We start from the raw sequence: 16,345 nt of genomic DNA, 5'->3' as shown, positions 1-16,345 counted from the left end.
CCACATGGCCTCTGCTCAGTGGATCGACACGCACGTGCATCTGGTGGACTTCCTGCAACATCCCGCCGCCGTGCACGAATTACGCGACACCCTGGTCGACGCCGGTGCGCAGCGCGCCGTGGTGTTCGGTCTCCCGCTGAAGAAGAAGTGGTCGACGGCCGAGCCGGTGCGGCCGGACTACTACCTCGACGACAACGCGCCGTGTCATTACCACTCGCTGACCGACGCCATCGTCCTCGACCTGCTACCCGAACTCGAATCCGACGGCCGGTTGACGGTGGCGCCGCTCGTCTGTGGTTTCGATCCCACCGACCGCCTCGCGGTCGAGCATGTCGAATTCGTGTGGAGTCGCACCGATCGCTGGGCCGGTGTCGGTGAGGTCATGTTCCGGCACGACGACCTCACGAATCTCACGCTCGGCGAGGTGCCCTCTCCCGACCACGTGGCGATGGACGAGGTTCTCGCGTTCTGCGCCGAGAAGGAGGTGCCGATCTCGCTCCATCACGACTCCGCCTCGACCGGAATGCCGGGCAGGCACGAATACATCGGCGCACTCGAGCGAGCCCTCGAACGGCATCGGTCGACCTCCGTCGTCTGGTGCCACGCGGGCGTGTCGCGCCGCGTCGACCCCAGCGGTCAGTTGGGCCTGGTCCGCGAACTACTGGGTCGGCACCCGAACTTGACCGTCGAACTGTCGTGGGTGCTGCTGGATCGAATCGTCGACGGCTCCGACGTCGCCGCCGACTGGGTGGAAGTGATCACCCGGCATCGCGACCGATTCGTCGTCGGCACGGACACCGTGGGCAGGGCGGAGACGGTGAAGACCCGGGGACGTCAAATCCGTACGTTGCTGGGTGCGCTACCCGTCCCGGTCGCGCACCAGGTTGCCGTCGTCAACGCCGAACGGTTGTGGTTCCTCTGACGACGGACTGGGTACTTGCTGAACCCGGAAACAGTGAGTGATCAGGAGGGGGACGTCATGCGCGTCGAGCACATCACGGTGGTCGTGCCCGCCCACGACGAAGAAGCGCTGTTGCCGCACTGTCTGGAGGGGTTGCGTGCCGCCGCGCGGGAGGTGTCCGTGCCGGTCACGACGGTGGTGGTGCTCGACGGATGTACCGACGGCAGCGAAGCCGTCGTCCGTGAAGCGGACGTCGACGTCGTGGTCCTGGGTGCGCGGAACGTCGGCGCGGCCCGTCGTGCGGGTTTCGACTGGGTCGCCCCACGCTCACACGAATGGTTCGCCACGACGGACGCGGACTCGCAGGTCCCCGCCCACTGGCTCTCGTCCCACCTGCAGCACGCGAGTCGTGGGGCGCAGTTGGTGGCGGGCACGGTGGCGGTCACCGACTGGTCGGGCTGGCCCGACCACGTCCGGTCGTGGTACGGCAGCGCCTACCGGTCCGGCGCCGCCCATGGGCACGTGCACGGCGCGTCCCTCGGATTCTCCGCGGATCTGTATCGGGCGGTGGGAGGTTTTGCCGCACTGCCCGCGCACGAGGACGTGGATCTGGTGCAGCGGATGGTCGGGCGGGGAGCGAACGTGGTGTGGAGTATCGACGCCCCGGTGGAGACGTCGGCGCGAGTCGAGGCCCGAGCTCCGCAGGGGTTCGCCACGTACCTCGAGGGATTGCAGGACCGATGAGCGCCGACGTGACCCACGACAGCAGCCCCGCCGCCGCAGCAGTGCGGGCGATCATCCTATCGGGGGACGCGGAACTGCCGCTGCCGGGCGGCGGCTCGACCGCAGCCCGATGGGCGCGGCTGACGCAGTGGTGCCGCCACGACCTCTCGGTCGGCCGGCTCCTCGAGGCGCACGCAGACGCGGACGCGATCCTCGCCGAACTCGACGGGACCCGCGCCGGCCGGAACGAGTTCTGGGGTGTGTGGGCCAGCGAGCCACCGCACCCCGTGCTGGACGCCTCCCACGACGCGGCCGGGTGGCGCCTGCGGGGGACGAAGGCATGGTGCTCCGGGGCGTCGATGTGCACGCATGCCCTGGTCACGGCACGAGTCGACGGGCAACCCCGGCTGTTCGCCGTCGACCTGCGGGAATCGGGTGTCACGGCGGGCCACGGAGGCTGGCGAAATTCGGGCATGGCGGCGACCGACACCGAATCGGTGACGTTCGACGGCGTTCCCGCGCGACCGGTCGGCGCTGCGGACGAGTACCTCGACCGTCCCGGGTTCTGGCACGGCGGCATCGGGGTGGCGGCGTGCTGGTTCGGGGGCGCGCTCGCCGTCGCCGAACCGCTGCGGGTGCGGGCCCGGAGCGGCCGCGCGGACAGTCACCAGCTCGCGCACCTCGGCGCGATCGACGTCGCCGTCAGCGCGGCACGATGGGCATTCGAGTCCGCGGCCGGGGAGGTGGATGCGAGCCCCCTCGATCGGAGGTCCGCTCAGACGCGCGCGTTCCGGGTGCGGGCGCTGATCGAGCGGACCGCGAGCGACGTTATCGACCGCGTCGGCCGCGCGCTGGGTGCCGCGCCCCTCGCGACGGATGCCGGCCATGCCCGCAATGTCGCGGACCTCCTCGTGTACATCCGGCAATCCCACGCCGAGCGCGATCTCGCGACACTCGGCGCACTCGTCGCGGGGGAGGACTGACAGTGGACAACGGCACCAGATTCCGGGAGCTCCCGGTGGCCGCGCGCGGCACACCGGAGGACGAATGGCAGCCGTGGCTGGCGTCCACCCCCTTCCAGCCGGTACCACTCGCGGAGTGCGACCGGTTGGTCGTCGTCGCACCACATCCCGACGACGAGGTACTCGGTGTGGGCGCGCTGATGGCCACTGCCGCGGCCGCCGGTATTCCCGTCGTGGTGGTGGCGGTGACGGACGGTGCGGCGTCCCACCCCGACTCGCCGACGCTGACGCCCGACGCACTGGCCGCCGCACGGATCGCGGAATCGAACCAGGCGACAGCACTGCTGGGTGTCGGCGAACCACTGCGACTCGGAATACCGGACGGCGGGGTGAGCGCGCACGAGCACGAACTCACCACCCGCCTCGTCGACGTGCTCACCGCGACCCCCGGAGAAGCGGAGAGGGTGTGGGTGCTCGCCACCTGGCGAGGCGACGGCCATCCCGATCACGAAGCCACCGGAAGAGCTGCGGCAGAAGCCTGTTCGATCACCGGTCACCGACTGATCGAGTATCCGGTCTGGATGTGGCACTGGGCGCGGCCGGCCGATCCGGCGGTGCCCTGGAACCGGATACGCGTCCTGACCCCGGCCGCGGAGATCCTGGAACGCAAACGCCGTGCCGTCGACGAATTCCGCACCCAGATTCTCCCGCTTTCCGAAGACCCGCGGGACGCCGCGATCCTCCCGCCGTGGGTGCTCGCGAGACTGATGCGGACAACGGAATGGGTGCTGTGGTGAGCGCGATGGATCCCGGCTACTTCGAAACGATGTACGCCGAATCGGCGGATCCGTGGGGCTTCGACGAACGATGGTACGAACGCCGCAAGTACGCGCTCACTCTCGCGGCCCTGCCCCGTCCGCACTATCGGCGGGCGTTCGAACCGGGGTGCTCGATCGGCGTGCTCACGGCGCACCTGGCGCGACGCTGCGACCGGGTCGTCGCAACCGACGTGGTACCGCGTGCGCTGGAGAGCGCACGGGACCGTCTGCGTCGCGAAGGACTGGCAGACCGGGTGGAACTCGGCCGGGCATCGCTGCTCGACCCGTGGCCACCCGGCAGCTTCGACCTCGTGGTGCTCAGTGAGGTGCTGTACTACCTGACGCCCGCCGACCTCACGACCACGCTGGGACGTGCCGTCGACGCCCTCGAAGAGGGTGGCACCCTCGTGGCGGTCCACTGGCAGCATTCGGTACCGGAGTATCCGCAGACCGGGCGCGCGGTGCACGAGACGGTCGCGGCGACCGACGGCCTCCACCGTGCCGGGGCGTACCGGGACGCGGACTTCCACCTCGACGTCTACACCCGGGGTCCGGTGCCGTCGGTGGCCGCGGCGGAAGGGTTGAGCTGACCCGGAGTCGCCCTCATTGTTCGGGCAGGCTCCCGGTCTCGAGGAAGATGACGCGCCTGCCGATCTCGACCGTGTGGTCGCAGAACCGCTCGTAGAAGCGGCCGAGCAGGGTGATGTCGACGGCCGACTGGACACCGTGCGGCCAGTCCTCGGCCTGGGTGATCGTGAACAGGCTCCGATGGAGATCGTCCATCGCCTCGTCCGCCGTCAGCAAGCCGCGTGCGCGCTCGGGATCGCGGTGCTGCAGCACCTGCTCGGTTTCCCTCGCCTGCGCGACGGCGACGGCGCCCATCTCGGTGAACACGTCCAGCACCTCGTCGGGAACGACGTGATCGGGATGCCGTCTACGGGCGATCTTCGCGATGTGCACAGCGAGACCGCCCATGCGGTGCAGATCCGCGGAAATGTGGAGGCCGCCGACCATGAATCGGAGGTCGTGCGCGACCGGTGCCTGCAGCGCCAGCAGGGCGAAGGCACGCTTCTCCCAGTGCGCCGCGGCATCGTCGAGCTCGCCGCTCACGTCGATGACGTGCTCGGCGAGCTCGAGGTCTGCCTGCAGCAGTGCGTCGCTCGCCTCCGACATCGCGGTAACGGACAGCCGGCACATTGAGGCGAGATCGCCGGACAGGCTGTCGAGGTTTTCCGCGAAACGAGTACGCATCGGCTCAGCCTAAGGGGTTCTATGACAACAGCCTCGATCTACCGGGGGTCGGCGTGCGCCAGCTTCCGGTATCCCTGCGCGCCTGCGCGGTCCACCGCCGCCTTGACCAGGCCGAATACGGTGCCCTGCACGGCCGCCGCGATCAGCACTTCGCGGGTGCTGCGTGAGAGATCCTGGGGGTCGGGAGCCTCCGATTCGCCGGCGACACGCTTCCACACCTGACCGAAAACCGCACTGGCCGCGATTCCGCCGGCGACACTCGCGGCCAGCGCCAACGGTTTGTACATTGCCTTCGATACGGCACTCATCTTCCCGCCCTTCGCATTCGATCCCATCGATCGCTCTCGGTACGGCGAGTACCCGTATTCGCCGTCCTCACACCGCGGTGCAGCGACGCCGGCGATTGTTTCGTTCGATCCCAGGGTGGGGACAGTGTTCTGTATGACCAACGAATCAGCTGGAGAGCCAACTCGCATCGTAGTGGTGGGAAGCGGCTTCGCCGGATTCGAATGCGCACGTGCTCTCGTGCGGCGTCTCCGGGGGACCGATGCCCGCATCACCATGATCTCGCCACACGACTACATGCTGTACACCCCGCTCCTACCGGAGGTGGCGGGCGGAATCCTGGACGCTCGGTTCGTCACCGTTCCTCTGTCCGAGGCGCTGCCGAACGTCGAACTGGTGAAGGGCAGCGTCGATTCCGTCGACTTCGAGTCCCGCACCGTGCACGTGACCGACTGCGAGCAGGGCGTCGAGGACGTGGCCTGGGACCGGGTGGTAATCACCCCCGGATCGGTGACCCGCCTGTTCGACATTCCCGGGCTCGCCGAGCACGCGAGGGGGCTCGAGACGCCGGCCGAGGCGCTGTACTTCCGCGACCAGCTCCTCACCCAGATCGAACTCGCCGAGCGGGACACCGACCCTTCGGTTGCCGATGCCCGCCGAACGGTCGTCGTCGTGGGTGCGTCCTACGCGGGCACGGAACTCACCGCGCAACTGCGCGCCCTCGCCGACGAAGCGGCCGCACGGCGAAAACTCGACCCCGCGAAGATCCGGTTTCTGCTGCTCGACGCCGCCGACACGGTGATGCCGGAGGTGGGGGAGAAGCTGGGCGGCAAGGTTCTGGACGTGTTGCGCTCCCGGGGCATCGACGTGCGCCTGGAAACCACCCTCACGGAACTCGGACCCGACCACGTCACGCTCGACGACGGCACCGTGGTCCCCACCCGCACCGTCGCCTGGGTGACGGGCGTGACCGCCAGCCCGCTCATCGACACGCTCGGGTTACCCAGCGAGAAGGGGAGATTGACGGTGCGCCCCGACCTCTCGGTGGACGGGCATCCCGATGTCTTCGCTGGCGGCGACGCCGCGGCTGTTCCCGATCCGAAGAACAACGGATCGGTCACCCCTCCCACCGCCCAGCACGCCGTGCGGCAAGGACAGGCCCTGGCCCGCAACGTCGCGGCAAGCCTGGGCGTCGGCGACCCGAAACCGTACAGCCATCGCGACATGGGTCTCGTCGTGGATCTCGGCCCGGGGTTCGCCGTCGCGAACCCCCTCGGCATTCAGCTGTCGGGGTTCCTCGCGAAGGTGGTCACGCGCGCCTACCACCTCTACGCGATGCCGAACGCGGCCAACCGCTGGGCGGTCGCTCTTGCCTACCTCACCGATCTGCTCTTCCCCCGCCCACTCGTGTCGATCGGGCTGGTCACCGATTCGGAATCGCGGTTCGCAGCCGGTGAGGGCGTAGGGGCACAGTCGTGAAACCACGGCGTTTTCGGCACGACGCAACGAAAGGAACAGGTGATGACTGAGAGCAAGAAGGAATTCGTCGCACTTCGCCTCGACGAGGTGATCCACGAATGGGAGGCGAACGCGCCTGCCGGAGGTTCGGGATCCGGGGGATCGGAGGGGCCGTTGGTCACAGCGCAGCGCCATCGCGCCGAGATAGACACCGCGACCGACGAGCGTGTCGACGAGATCGCTGACGCGTATCCCGAGATCGCGCAGGCGTGGTCGTCCCGCGGAGCCTAGGACCCCAACAGCCTCGCGAGCGGACTGGACTCGAGGTGGTCCAGTAGGTCCTGTGCATCCTCGAACACCGCCTCCGCGCCGGCCTCTGTCAATTCGGCGCGGGAAATTCCGCCGCTGAGGAGACCGACAAAGGTGACCCCGGCGCGGGACGCCGCTTTGCCGTCCCACACCGCGTCACCCACCATCACCGCAGTGTCCGAGGACGTGGACGAGCGGTCCATCGCTGCGCGAACCACTCCGGGATCCGGTTTGGCGGAATCGACGTCCTCGGACGACGTGGTGTGCGCGATGTACGAGTCGACCGACAGGACCTCCCGCAACACGTCCAGCTCCTCCTCGGGAGCGGAGGTGGCGAGGACGACCTGCACACCACGCCCGTGCAGTTCGCGGATCAGTTCCCGGGCGCCGGCGAGCGGCCGCATGCTGTCCCGCGCGCCGAGGTAATACGTCTTGTGGAGGTCCTTCGCGCGGTCCCCGAGCGTGTCCGCGTCGTCGCCGAGTAGCGATTCCAGGAGAAGCGACGAATCCAGTCCGATCGCGCGATGCACCCGCCACGCGTCGACGTCGTGCCCGACCTCCCGGAACGCTCGCTGCCACGCTCGCACGTGCAGATAGTTGGAGTCGACCAGCGTGCCGTCGACGTCGAACAGCGCTGCTCTCACGGCGGTAGAGGATTCCGAAGACATAGGCTCGAGCAAACCACAGTGCCCGGTGCGTGGCGACCATTGCGTAGCTCACGTTTTCGATCCGGGGAACGTGGGTAAGCGCTGGGAGTCCATGAGGTACTCGTTCGAGGGAGTGGTCGTCATCGAAGCACACTGCGACACGTCGGCTTCGGCTTCGGACGTGTGGTCCGTTCTCGCCAACGGATGGCTGTACCCGTCCTGGGTGGTCGGGGCGTCACGCATGCGTGCCGTCTCCGCCGACTGGCCCGCCGTCGGAAGCCGTTTGCATCACTCGGTCGGTGCCTGGCCCGCGTTGATCGACGACTCCACCGAGGTCCTGTTCGCCGAAGAGAATCGTGAACTGCGGCTGCTGGCCCAGGTGACGCCCACGAAGGCTGTTGTGCGACTGCGACTGGAGCCGCGTGGATCCGGCTGCCACCTCCAGATGTCCGAGGCCGCAGCCTCCGTACCGCTGAAGTGGGTTCCGCGGACGGCGCAGGACCTCGCGGTCCTCCCCCGAAATCTGGAGTGCCTGCGCCGGCTCTCGTTCCTCGCCGAGCGAAACACGAAACCCTGACGCCGTGACAGTGCGGACAGTCGACGCCGTCGTCATCGGAGCCGGGCCCAACGGTCTCGCCGCGACGGCCACCCTGGCGGAGGCCGGCTGGGATGTCGTCCTCCTCGAACAGCAACCGGAACCGGGTGGCGCCGTCAGGTCGGCCGAACTCTTCCCGGGTTTCCGTACCGACCTGTTCAGTGCGTTCTATCCGCTGGCGGCGGTGTCGCCGGCGATCCGGCACCTCGACCTCGAGGGTGTGGGTCTGCAATGGAGTCAGGCGCCCGCTGCGGTCGGGCACCCCAGGTACCCGGACGACGACGATGCCCCGCTGATCCACCGGGACCCCACTGACACAGCGGCCGACCTCGAGCGCAGGCAACCGGGGGACGGACAGGCGTGGCTCCGGCTCTTCGAGCAGTGGAAGGACGTCAAGGAACCGTTCCTCGACACCCTGTTCAGCCCGTTTCCCCCCGTCCGCGGACCACGACGACTGCTGTCGCAGCTCGGCACCGCGGAAGCACTCCGGCTCGTGCGTTTCCTCATGCTGCCCGCACGCCGGATGACGCACGAGCTGTTCGACGGGGAATCCGCCCGGGTGTTGTTGCTGGGCAACGCAATGCACGCCGACACACCGGTCGACGCACCCGGAAGCGGAGTCATGGGATATCTCCTGACCATGCTCGCGCAGGACGACGGGTACGTCGTCCCGGTCGGTGGGGCCGGCGCACTCTCCGCCGCGATGGCGGAACGAGGGAGACGGAACGGCGCAGAAATTCGTTGCGGCGAGGAGGTGACGTCGATCGAGGTCACCGGGGGAGTGGCGACAGAGGTTCGGACTGCGGGCGGCGACCGCTATCTGACCAGACGCGCGGTGCTCGCGGATGTCTCCGCGCCCGCACTGTACGGACGGTTGCTGGATTCCTCCGTGGTGCCGGCGGGCGTCCGAGCCGACCTGGAGAAGTTCGAATGGGATACCCCCGTCGTCAAGGTGAACTACGCACTCGACCGCAAGATTCCGTGGCGCTCGCGGAGCCTCGAATCCGCCGGAACCGTGCATCTGGGCGCCGACGACAACGGACTGGTCCGGTGGATGGCGGACCTGACCACAGGCGTGATCCCGACCCACCCGTTCCTGCTGTTCGGTCAGATGACGACATCCGACCCCAGCCGTTCGCCCGAGGGAACCGAAAGCGCCTGGGCCTACACCCATCTGCCGCGGGGAATCACGGACGACGAGTCGGCGGAGTTGCTCGCGCACCGGGTGGACGCGATGCTCGAATCGCACGCGCCGGGATTCGCCGAGCGGGTGGTCGGGCGCAACGTGCAGCGTCCGGGCGACCTCGAGGCGAGCAACGCGAACCTGCACGGCGGCGCCGTCAACGGCGGCACCGCCCAGCTGTACCAGCAGCTCGTCTTCCGCCCGACCCCCGGTTCGTCCGGGCCCGACACGTCGATCGGCCGGCTGTACCTGGCCAGCTCGGCCACCCACCCGGGCGGCGGTGTCCACGGTATGTGTGGGTACAACGCGGCCCGTGCCGCGCTGGCCGACCACGGACGGTGGGGGTTGGTGCGGAGGAAGGTCCGCGGCCGCATCCTCGACCTCGTGGTCACCGACGGTAAGCGGTCCGCGCACCACCGCTGAGGGGCGGGACCGCTAGGAGTCGATACGGTCCAGGAGCCAGCGCGGACCGAACGTGTGGGCCCCGAGCGCCTCGACTCGGTTGCGGAGTCCCTGGTCTGCGGTGACGACGATGATCGGCCGGTCGCCGTCCGCCTCGGCGGCTGCGGCCACCACGTCGACGATCGCGTCGTCGCCCGAACTGTCCGCCGATACCACCCGCAGGCCCTCGAATTCCGCGCTCGTCGCTCCGGTGACGGCGGCCTTCGCCGCGCCCTCGAGGACGACCACCACCTCGGCGGGCTGATCCAGGCGCTGTTCGAAGGTGGCGAGCTCGGCGAGTAATCGTCGGGCCGCGCCGGCACGATCACGCCACCAACCGTCGGGTCGCGAGCCGACGACGTTCGCAGCGTCCACCACAACCAGCACAGTCCTGTCGTCAGCCATGGCCTCAGTCTCCTCTCGTCTCTGCTCGCAGTGCTATGACAGAGGTGACGGTCCGTCGTGGCGAGGAGGCCGATATGGATATCCGCTTCATCTCCCGTGACGGTGTGCGTTCGTGTGCGGTGACGGAACTGAGGGAGTTGCTCGACCGCCCCGACGGGTTGGTCTGGGTGGATGTCCCGACCTGGGACGATCAGGCGGACGACGCATTGACCACGGTTTTCGGCTTTCACCCTCTCGCCGTGCGGGATTCGATGAACCGCAATCAGGTGCCGAAGGTGCATAGATATGTGGACCACTTCTTCGTGGTTCTGCACGCGCCGCAGTCAGGAGCGCACGGACACGTACATTACGTCGAACTGGACCAGTTCATCGGCAGCCGGTACCTGGTGACGGTGCACGGCCCGGTAAATCCTGCGATCGATCCCTCGACCGCAATGGTCGAGGTGAATACGGTACTGGGCCGGCTGGAGTCGGGGAAGTTGCAGCCGGTCACCGGGTTCGAATTGTCGTTCGCGTTGCTCGCCGCGTTGACGGCTCGGATGCGGGCGTACACCGCCGAGTTGACCAAGGACGTGTGGAAGCTCGAGCAACAGGTGACCGGCGGGCACCTCGGTAACCCGGAAACCTTTCTCGACGAGATGTTCCGGGTGCGACACGGTCTGCTCACGGTCGGGACCATGGCCGCGTTGAGCCGAGAGGTCTACGGCCGAATGGTCACCATCGAGGCGTTCGGCACCGGCAAGGGGCAGGATCTCCTGCTCGATGCGGTCGACCAGTTCCAGCATCTGACCGTGATGGCCAAGGGCCAGAAGGACTACCTCCAGGGCACGATCGAGTTCTACCAGGCACGCACGAACACCAAGATGACCATCGCCGCCGAGCGACTCGCCGTCATCGCGGCCGTCACGTTGCCGATCACTGCCTTGTCCTCGATCATCGGCATGAATGTGATCGTGAACGAACGGACACAATGGCTCTCGGTCGCCGCGATCGTGCTCGTGATGCTCGCCATGTCCGGGGCACTCCTCGTCTGGGCGAAGCGCAAAGGCTGGTTCTGAAGTCCGTCCATCGGGGGAGTGGGGGACTCGGCGGCAGGGCAGTACGTGGGATCCCCACCGTGTGTGTCGTCTCTGCATGATCGTCGGCAACACCGCATCAGGCCCCTCGGAATCCAACACATCTGACTCGGACTCGGACGGAACGCGTTGATTACCCGAATTCTGGCGTGGCTATTTCACGGAGCCGGGGTAGTGGCACTACCACTGACAACTCCCGACCTCATTCATCCCGTTCCCATTGCTCGGACCCTGGGGATTGTCCCGATGCCGGAGCGGGGGAGAGGGCCTGCCAGGGCGGCCGAGCGGTCACGGGGGAGTGGAACACATCGGCCGACACTCAGGCACTCAGGGGACAACTGGATCGCGAATCGCGCAACCGCTGGTCATTGCCGCTCAATCTTCATCCCTCACGAGGATATGATTCGGCCCGTGACGGAACGCCATGGTTTACCGAACACCTCCGTAGTTGCGTCAGCAGGAACCAACCGTCCTCACCACAACAACCAACGTCCTCTCCTCAACCAATCACCTCAGCAACCGACACATACGACGCGGTTCAACTGCGCAGCTGCGTGTTGAGCCGCGCGGCCTGTCGTGTGAGGTGGTCGCGTTCGGGGAGGTTGGGCGCCGACCGGGCAGCTTCGGCGTAGAGCCGCGCTGCGGTCGCAGGGTCACCGTCGCGCTCGTGTAGGTACGCTGCGGCCGCGGAGTACCGGGGAAGGGTGGGGTCGAGCCCCGCAAGGGCAGCCAGGCCTGCTCTCGGGCCGTCCGCCTCGCCGACCGCGACGGCGCGGTTGAGGCGGGCCACCGGGCTGTCGGTGAGGCGGACCAGTTCGTCGTACCACTCGACGATCTGCACCCAGTCGGTCTCCTCGGCCTTCTGGGCGTCGGCGTGGAGCGCAGCGATGGCAGCTTGGGCCTGGAACTCGCCCAGTCGGTCGCGGGCGAGGGCTGTCTGGAGCACGTCGACGCCCTCGGCGATCAGGCGGGTGTTCCACAGGCTGCGGTCCTGCTCGGCGAGGGGCACGAGGCTGCCGTCGGTGCGGGTCCGTGCCGGACGCCGGGCGTGGTGGAGCAGCATGAGCGCGAGCAGGCCCGCGACCTCCTCATGGATGGTCATGGCCGCCAGTTGGCGGGTGAGCCGGATCGCCTCGACGGCGAGATCGACGTCCCCGGAATAGCCCTCGTTGAAGACCAGGTAGAGCACGCGCAGCACCGTGGCGACGTCGCCGTGCTGGTCGAACCGGACGCTCGAGACGGTCCGCTTGGCCCTGCTGATCCGCTGGGCCATGGTCGACTCGGGCACGAGGTAGGCCTGCGCGATCTGACGCGTGGTCAGGCCGCCGACGGCGCGCAGCGTGAGCGCGACGGCCGAGGCCGGTGTCAGGGACGGGTGCGCGCACAGGAAATACAGCTGGAGTGTGTCGTCCACCGCCTCGCCCGGGCCGGGTACGGGCTCTGCCTCCACGAGCACCTCGCGGTTTCGGCGGGAGCTGTCGGCGCGGGTGGCGTCGAGGAACTTGCGCCAGGCCACGGTGACCAGCCAGCCCTTGGGGTCTCGCGGCGGGTTGTCCGGCCACGCGCGCACGGCTTCGATCAGGGCATCCTGCACGGCGTCCTCCGCCGCCGCGAAGTCGGCTCCGCGCCGGACGAGGACGCCGATCACGGTGGGGGTGAGGGTCCGCAGAAGTGCGTCGTCCACCGTCACTCCGTGATGGTCGGGGGCTCAGTCAGGAACGGGCGCACCTCGAGCCATTCGTGGATCGGCTTCCCACCCGCCCCTGGGGCCGCGGACAGTTCGCCGGCCAGTTGGAGCGCCCGCTCGTGGGTCTCGACGTCGATCACCATCCAGCCGGCGATCAGGTCCTTGGTCTCCGCGAACGGGCCGTCGGTGACCGGCGGTCGCCCCTCGCCGTCGTAGCGGACGAACGTGCCCTCCGCGGAGAGCGCCTGACTGTCGACGAACTCGCCGGTGCCCTCGAGCCGGGCGGCGAAGTCGTTCATGTACTGCACGTGGGCCGAGATTTCCTCCGGCGTCCATTGGTCCATGGGCACGTCGTTGATCGATGCGGGCGCGCCACGGTAGTGCTTGAGCAGTAGGTACTTGGCCATCATGTTCTCCTTGGTGCGGTGCGGCCCATTCTGGCCGTGTTCACTCCGGGGACGAAGCGACGCGCGGGTTCTCGACATCCCTGCACGGATTCTTTTCGATCGTCGCGATCCGTGACGGGCGGTCAGCTGCTCCACCGTTCGGCGATGATCCCCTCCGGCCTGCGCATGGTGTAGATGGCACCGACTGGCGCGAGGGCATGTTGTGATGTACAACATACTCGTAAGTTTGTGACTCAAGTCACTCAGCTGCTACAACGGGGTACGCCAACTCATGACCCGCACCACGGTGCACCAGGACGATCAGCGCACGACGTCGCCGCCCACTGTCGAGGAGCCGCGACGCCGCCACACGCTGCGTCCGACCGTGTACATCGCCTCTGTCTCGGCGGCAACCGCAACCGCGCCCGCAGTCGTCGTGACGGGATCCGTGCTCGTCGCCGTCGCCACCTCCGTGTCAATGCTCGCCGCCGTAGTACTCGCCGCGCTCCTGATCTAACCGTCCGCCTCGCGGGCGCACCCTTCGACCACCACGCGGCACTCGCCGGCGCAGAAGACAGAAAGCACTCACATGAACACCTTCACCACGCCCACCTCCGCTCGCAATCGCGGCTTCGCCCCCTCTCGTGGCTCGATGAGCACGATGGAGATCAAGAACCGCATCGAAGCAATGTTCCGCGAGGACGACGAGCGCCAGTCGAAGGCGATCAGAGCGGAGTAGTACCGGCGCCGGTTCTCAGCACGTATTGCCGCGCACATCCTCCCGAAGTTGCGTGTCGAGAGAGACCCGCACCAGGGCGGCCGCCAGTTCCGCCACTCGACCCTCCGGGGCAAGGGCGGACAGTGCGTCGGGATCGTCCGGCAGTCCCAGCTCGCGCGCAGACTTGCTCGCTCGCGTGTCGAAGTAGGGCCGCACCCACGGCCACACGTCCTGAACTTCCCGGAGAAAGATGTCGGCGCCCACCGGGCCGATTCCATCGAACTCCGTCAGTAACCGAACTGCTCCGGAGATCTCCTGTTCGCAGGCTCGGGCCAGCCGGCGCAGGTCGCCGCCATACTCGTCGTCGACTCGAACTGCGGCGGCGTGCAGACGGGTAGCCGTGCTCTCGTCATAGCGCACGTAACCCGCTCTGCCGAGTGCAGAGATGATGGTGCGACGGTCCGCCGTGCGTACCGCGCGTGGGCTGCGCAAGCCCGCTCGGAACAGTTCCCGGGCCGCCGCGACAGCGATCTCCGAGGAGATCCGCGTGCTCAGCAGCAAAGACAGTGTCAGCAGTTGGAAGAGCGGCGTCGGGGTGTCCTTCAAGGTCACGTGCGACGCGGACGCGTACGTCGGGCGGGCGTTGTCGAGAAGTGCACGCGCGGTCTCCGCGACGCTTGCCTCCTGACGCCCACGAGTGGGCTGCTTCCCGGACATGTCGACTCCGATCAGCTGTGTGCGATTTTCTCCACCCTCTCGAAGGCGTCGCGAACCGTGCGGCACGTGGGGATCATCGCGTCGAGGCCGATGGCCTCGACAGGTCGGAGCACCGCTCGATTGCCCGCCAGCACCCATGCAATGTGCTGCCGCCTAGCAGATTCCGCAAACTCGGACAGGATCGACAATCCCGAGGTTCCGACGAAGTCGACTGCAGTCATGTCGACGATGATGCGTGAACGGGCGCCCCCGTCGGTCAGGTGCGCGAGAGCGAGCGCGAAGGCAGGAGCGGCGAGCACATCGATGTCGCCAGAGATTCGTCCCACCGTGGCGTCGGCGTCCGGCGCGAACTCGACGGCCATCCGCAATCCACGGTCACGGTTGAGCGCATCCCGTGTGACGTGGCCGGTCGGCTTTGCGGTCAGGGGAGTGACCCGGAACGACGTGCGTGATGGTTTCATGACCCTCCGATCGCGTGCACTCAGTTGGTGTCCGCGCGCCGAATGGAGCGCAGCGGCACCAAGACCGCAGTGGGAGTGCACACAATATTTGTCCACCGCGCACTGCTGCGGCCTCCGGACAATCTGCGGCTGTGTTCTCAACCACGCGCGATCAACACTACGTCTCCACCAGATCGGCATCAACCGATTGCCAACGCGCTCTAACGGAGGCAGGTGGGGGTCCCGCTCGTGAGCCGAGGACGTGTCAGTCGAACTTCGAATTGTGATGCGCGATGACTTCCCGTGCGACACCCGTGAGCTTGATGTTCATGTCCTGCGACGTCTTGCGAAGCAAGTCGAAGGCTCTACCCTCGGAGATGTCGTGGAAGGCCATCAACAATCCGATCGCTTTTCCGATCTCGCGGTTGCTGGCCAGGCCCTCACGCAGGGTCTGCGCTTCCTGGTGTTCGTGGAGCGCTGTCAGCGTCACCGCCGCGAACGCCGTGATCAGAATCGCCTGATCAATCGATTCGTCGGTGAATTCTCCTGGTTTGTCCGAGAACAAATTGAGTGCGCCGACCTTGCGGCCGCGGATCATCAGCCGGAACCCGGCAGCGCCCCGGACCGGGGTTTCGGCAGTTGCCCGACGGGCAAGGCGTGGCCACTGGGTCGAACGGGCCAGCTCGGCTTCGACCTGCGGTGCATCGTTCTCGATCGCATCGAGGCAGGGCCCTTCCTGCTCGGCTCGCTCGAGGGCGTCGACCCGGGCCGCGATGTCGTCGCTCGCGGCCACGGTGACGTGGCGATCGTTCTCCTTCAGCATGAGGCTGGCGTGGTCACACCCGGGTACCAGGGTGGCGGCGGCATCGCAGATGGCCTGGTAGACCTGAGCGAACTCGTCGCCGTTGTACACCATCTCGGCCAGCTTCGCGAAGACGGCGCTGGGTCCATCGTCTCCGGTATGCGTCATCTCCGAAGGATCATTCGGCATCGTTCGCCTCCCGAAGTGCACCAACGCGGCGTGAACCGGCGCCGCAGTTCTCGCGACGTCTGGTCAATTCTGCCAGAACGGTAACGACCCCTGGTGGGCCGAGGGTGGCCGGCATCGCGTGCGGTGAGGTCTTCCGTCCGAGTATTGCCACGCGTGCGGCGACTCGCGAGACTCGAACATGCATTCGAATGGCCTTGGGGGAGGTTGGTTGTGGGGGAATTGATGGCACCGGATCTGGACGAGTTGCGTGCGTTCACGGCGCGGCTGCGATGTGTCGAGGCGGGTCGGGACGCGGGGTTGGGGATCGACCTGCTCGACGCGATCGAGGCGTTGAAGTCGGTCGGATGTGCGG

At 67.5% G+C, this 16,345-nt stretch carries 21 protein-coding genes and 1 pseudogene; 13 read left to right on the top strand and 9 right to left on the bottom strand.

The window, feature by feature from the left end; genetic code table 11:
- Positions 1-4: 4 nt before the first annotated feature.
- From G9373_RS22020 to G9373_RS22000, 5 genes are read left to right on the top strand one after another with little or no spacing between them, the layout of a single operon-like run.
- Positions 5-922 (top strand): amidohydrolase family protein, encoded by a 918-nt coding sequence (locus G9373_RS22020; protein ID WP_054246534.1) that lies wholly within the window; start codon positions 5-7, stop codon positions 920-922.
- A 57-nt stretch (positions 923-979) separates the two neighbouring features.
- Entirely contained in the window at positions 980-1,645 is a 666-nt protein-coding gene (locus tag G9373_RS22015; protein ID WP_167116775.1) for a glycosyltransferase, read from the top strand.
- The gene (locus G9373_RS22010) at positions 1,642-2,607 is read left to right on the top strand and encodes an acyl-CoA dehydrogenase family protein (protein ID WP_064080453.1); all 966 of its coding nucleotides are present in this window, start codon (positions 1,642-1,644) and stop codon (positions 2,605-2,607) included. The genes G9373_RS22015 and G9373_RS22010 overlap by 4 nt, the downstream gene beginning before the upstream one ends.
- Positions 2,608-2,609: 2 nt before the next feature.
- The gene (locus tag G9373_RS22005) at positions 2,610-3,383 is read left to right on the top strand and encodes a PIG-L family deacetylase (protein WP_005575095.1); all 774 of its coding nucleotides are present in this window, start codon (positions 2,610-2,612) and stop codon (positions 3,381-3,383) included.
- Complete coding sequence (locus G9373_RS22000) at positions 3,377-3,994, top strand: class I SAM-dependent methyltransferase (RefSeq protein ID WP_043794229.1); 618 nt, start codon at positions 3,377-3,379, stop codon at positions 3,992-3,994. The genes G9373_RS22005 and G9373_RS22000 overlap by 7 nt, the downstream gene beginning before the upstream one ends.
- Before the next feature lie 13 nt (positions 3,995-4,007).
- Here the strand turns inward: G9373_RS22000 and phoU are convergent, their stop codons facing one another.
- Both phoU and G9373_RS21990 read right to left on the bottom strand, forming a co-directional pair.
- Entirely contained in the window at positions 4,008-4,655 is a 648-nt protein-coding gene (phoU, locus tag G9373_RS21995; protein WP_005255784.1) for a phosphate signaling complex protein PhoU, read from the bottom strand.
- 38 nt (positions 4,656-4,693) lie between these two features.
- Positions 4,694-4,963, bottom strand: a complete 270-nt coding sequence (locus tag G9373_RS21990) for a DUF4235 domain-containing protein (RefSeq protein ID WP_054246545.1) — start codon at positions 4,961-4,963, stop codon at positions 4,694-4,696.
- A gap of 133 nt (positions 4,964-5,096) precedes the next feature.
- Between G9373_RS21990 and G9373_RS21985 the strand changes: the two genes are divergently transcribed.
- Both G9373_RS21985 and G9373_RS21980 read left to right on the top strand, forming a co-directional pair.
- On the top strand, positions 5,097-6,419 hold the full coding sequence (locus G9373_RS21985) for an NAD(P)/FAD-dependent oxidoreductase (protein WP_120661137.1): 1,323 nt from the start codon (positions 5,097-5,099) through the stop codon (positions 6,417-6,419).
- 42 nt (positions 6,420-6,461) lie between these two features.
- A complete protein-coding gene (locus tag G9373_RS21980) occupies positions 6,462-6,689 on the top strand; it encodes a hypothetical protein (protein ID WP_005575089.1) in 228 nt (75 codons plus the stop codon).
- Here G9373_RS21980 and G9373_RS21975 read toward each other — a convergent pair.
- Entirely contained in the window at positions 6,686-7,375 is a 690-nt protein-coding gene (locus G9373_RS21975) for an HAD family hydrolase (RefSeq protein WP_120661138.1), read from the bottom strand. The two genes, G9373_RS21980 and G9373_RS21975, sit on opposite strands and share 4 nt — an antisense overlap.
- Positions 7,376-7,466: 91 nt before the next feature.
- Between G9373_RS21975 and G9373_RS21970 the strand changes: the two genes are divergently transcribed.
- Both G9373_RS21970 and G9373_RS21965 read left to right on the top strand, forming a co-directional pair.
- Positions 7,467-7,931, top strand: a complete 465-nt coding sequence (locus tag G9373_RS21970) for an SRPBCC family protein (RefSeq protein ID WP_005255793.1) — start codon at positions 7,467-7,469, stop codon at positions 7,929-7,931.
- 4 nt (positions 7,932-7,935) lie between these two features.
- On the top strand, positions 7,936-9,555 hold the full coding sequence (locus G9373_RS21965; protein WP_120661139.1) for an NAD(P)/FAD-dependent oxidoreductase: 1,620 nt from the start codon (positions 7,936-7,938) through the stop codon (positions 9,553-9,555).
- A gap of 12 nt (positions 9,556-9,567) precedes the next feature.
- Here the strand turns inward: G9373_RS21965 and G9373_RS21960 are convergent, their stop codons facing one another.
- A complete protein-coding gene (locus G9373_RS21960) occupies positions 9,568-9,978 on the bottom strand; it encodes an NYN domain-containing protein (protein ID WP_005575084.1) in 411 nt (136 codons plus the stop codon).
- A 74-nt stretch (positions 9,979-10,052) separates the two neighbouring features.
- Here G9373_RS21960 and G9373_RS21955 point away from each other — a divergent pair, with 74 nt between their 5' ends.
- Positions 10,053-11,036, top strand: a complete 984-nt coding sequence (locus tag G9373_RS21955; protein ID WP_043794220.1) for a magnesium transporter CorA family protein — start codon at positions 10,053-10,055, stop codon at positions 11,034-11,036.
- 556 nt (positions 11,037-11,592) lie between these two features.
- Here G9373_RS21955 and G9373_RS21950 read toward each other — a convergent pair.
- Positions 11,593-12,738, bottom strand: a complete 1,146-nt coding sequence (locus tag G9373_RS21950; RefSeq protein WP_005575080.1) for a DUF6596 domain-containing protein — start codon at positions 12,736-12,738, stop codon at positions 11,593-11,595.
- Between the two features lie 2 nt (positions 12,739-12,740).
- Complete coding sequence (locus G9373_RS21945) at positions 12,741-13,148, bottom strand: YciI family protein (RefSeq protein WP_206032470.1); 408 nt, start codon at positions 13,146-13,148, stop codon at positions 12,741-12,743.
- A 271-nt stretch (positions 13,149-13,419) separates the two neighbouring features.
- On the opposite strand from G9373_RS21945, the gene G9373_RS21940 reads away from it, so the two are divergent.
- The gene (locus G9373_RS21940; RefSeq protein WP_054246542.1) at positions 13,420-13,644 is read left to right on the top strand and encodes a hypothetical protein; all 225 of its coding nucleotides are present in this window, start codon (positions 13,420-13,422) and stop codon (positions 13,642-13,644) included.
- Positions 13,645-13,716: 72 nt separating this feature from the next.
- The gene (locus tag G9373_RS21935; protein WP_166680587.1) at positions 13,717-13,866 is read left to right on the top strand and encodes a hypothetical protein; all 150 of its coding nucleotides are present in this window, start codon (positions 13,717-13,719) and stop codon (positions 13,864-13,866) included.
- 15 nt (positions 13,867-13,881) lie between these two features.
- Here G9373_RS21935 and G9373_RS21930 read toward each other — a convergent pair whose 3' ends face one another.
- The 3 genes from G9373_RS21930 to G9373_RS21920 form a co-directional block, all read right to left on the bottom strand.
- Positions 13,882-14,562: an endonuclease gene (locus G9373_RS21930; protein WP_167116764.1), complete on the bottom strand. Its 681-nt coding sequence runs from the start codon at positions 14,560-14,562 to the stop codon at positions 13,882-13,884.
- Between the two features lie 11 nt (positions 14,563-14,573).
- Entirely contained in the window at positions 14,574-15,023 is a 450-nt protein-coding gene (locus G9373_RS21925) for an STAS domain-containing protein (protein WP_240960660.1), read from the bottom strand.
- A gap of 244 nt (positions 15,024-15,267) precedes the next feature.
- Positions 15,268-15,993: a GAF and ANTAR domain-containing protein gene (locus G9373_RS21920; RefSeq protein ID WP_052024113.1), complete on the bottom strand. Its 726-nt coding sequence runs from the start codon at positions 15,991-15,993 to the stop codon at positions 15,268-15,270.
- A 210-nt stretch (positions 15,994-16,203) separates the two neighbouring features.
- Between G9373_RS21920 and G9373_RS46595 the strand changes: the two are divergent.
- Positions 16,204-16,345: pseudogene (locus G9373_RS46595) on the top strand (HNH endonuclease); the annotation flags it as partial.

Source organism: Rhodococcus sp. A14 (assembly GCF_011603105.1).
In the GTDB taxonomy this organism is placed as follows: domain Bacteria; phylum Actinomycetota; class Actinomycetes; order Mycobacteriales; family Mycobacteriaceae; genus Rhodococcus_F; species Rhodococcus_F opacus.
The sequence above is the reverse complement of the archived record's forward strand: the minus strand, read 5'-3'. Positions and strand labels throughout refer to the sequence as shown.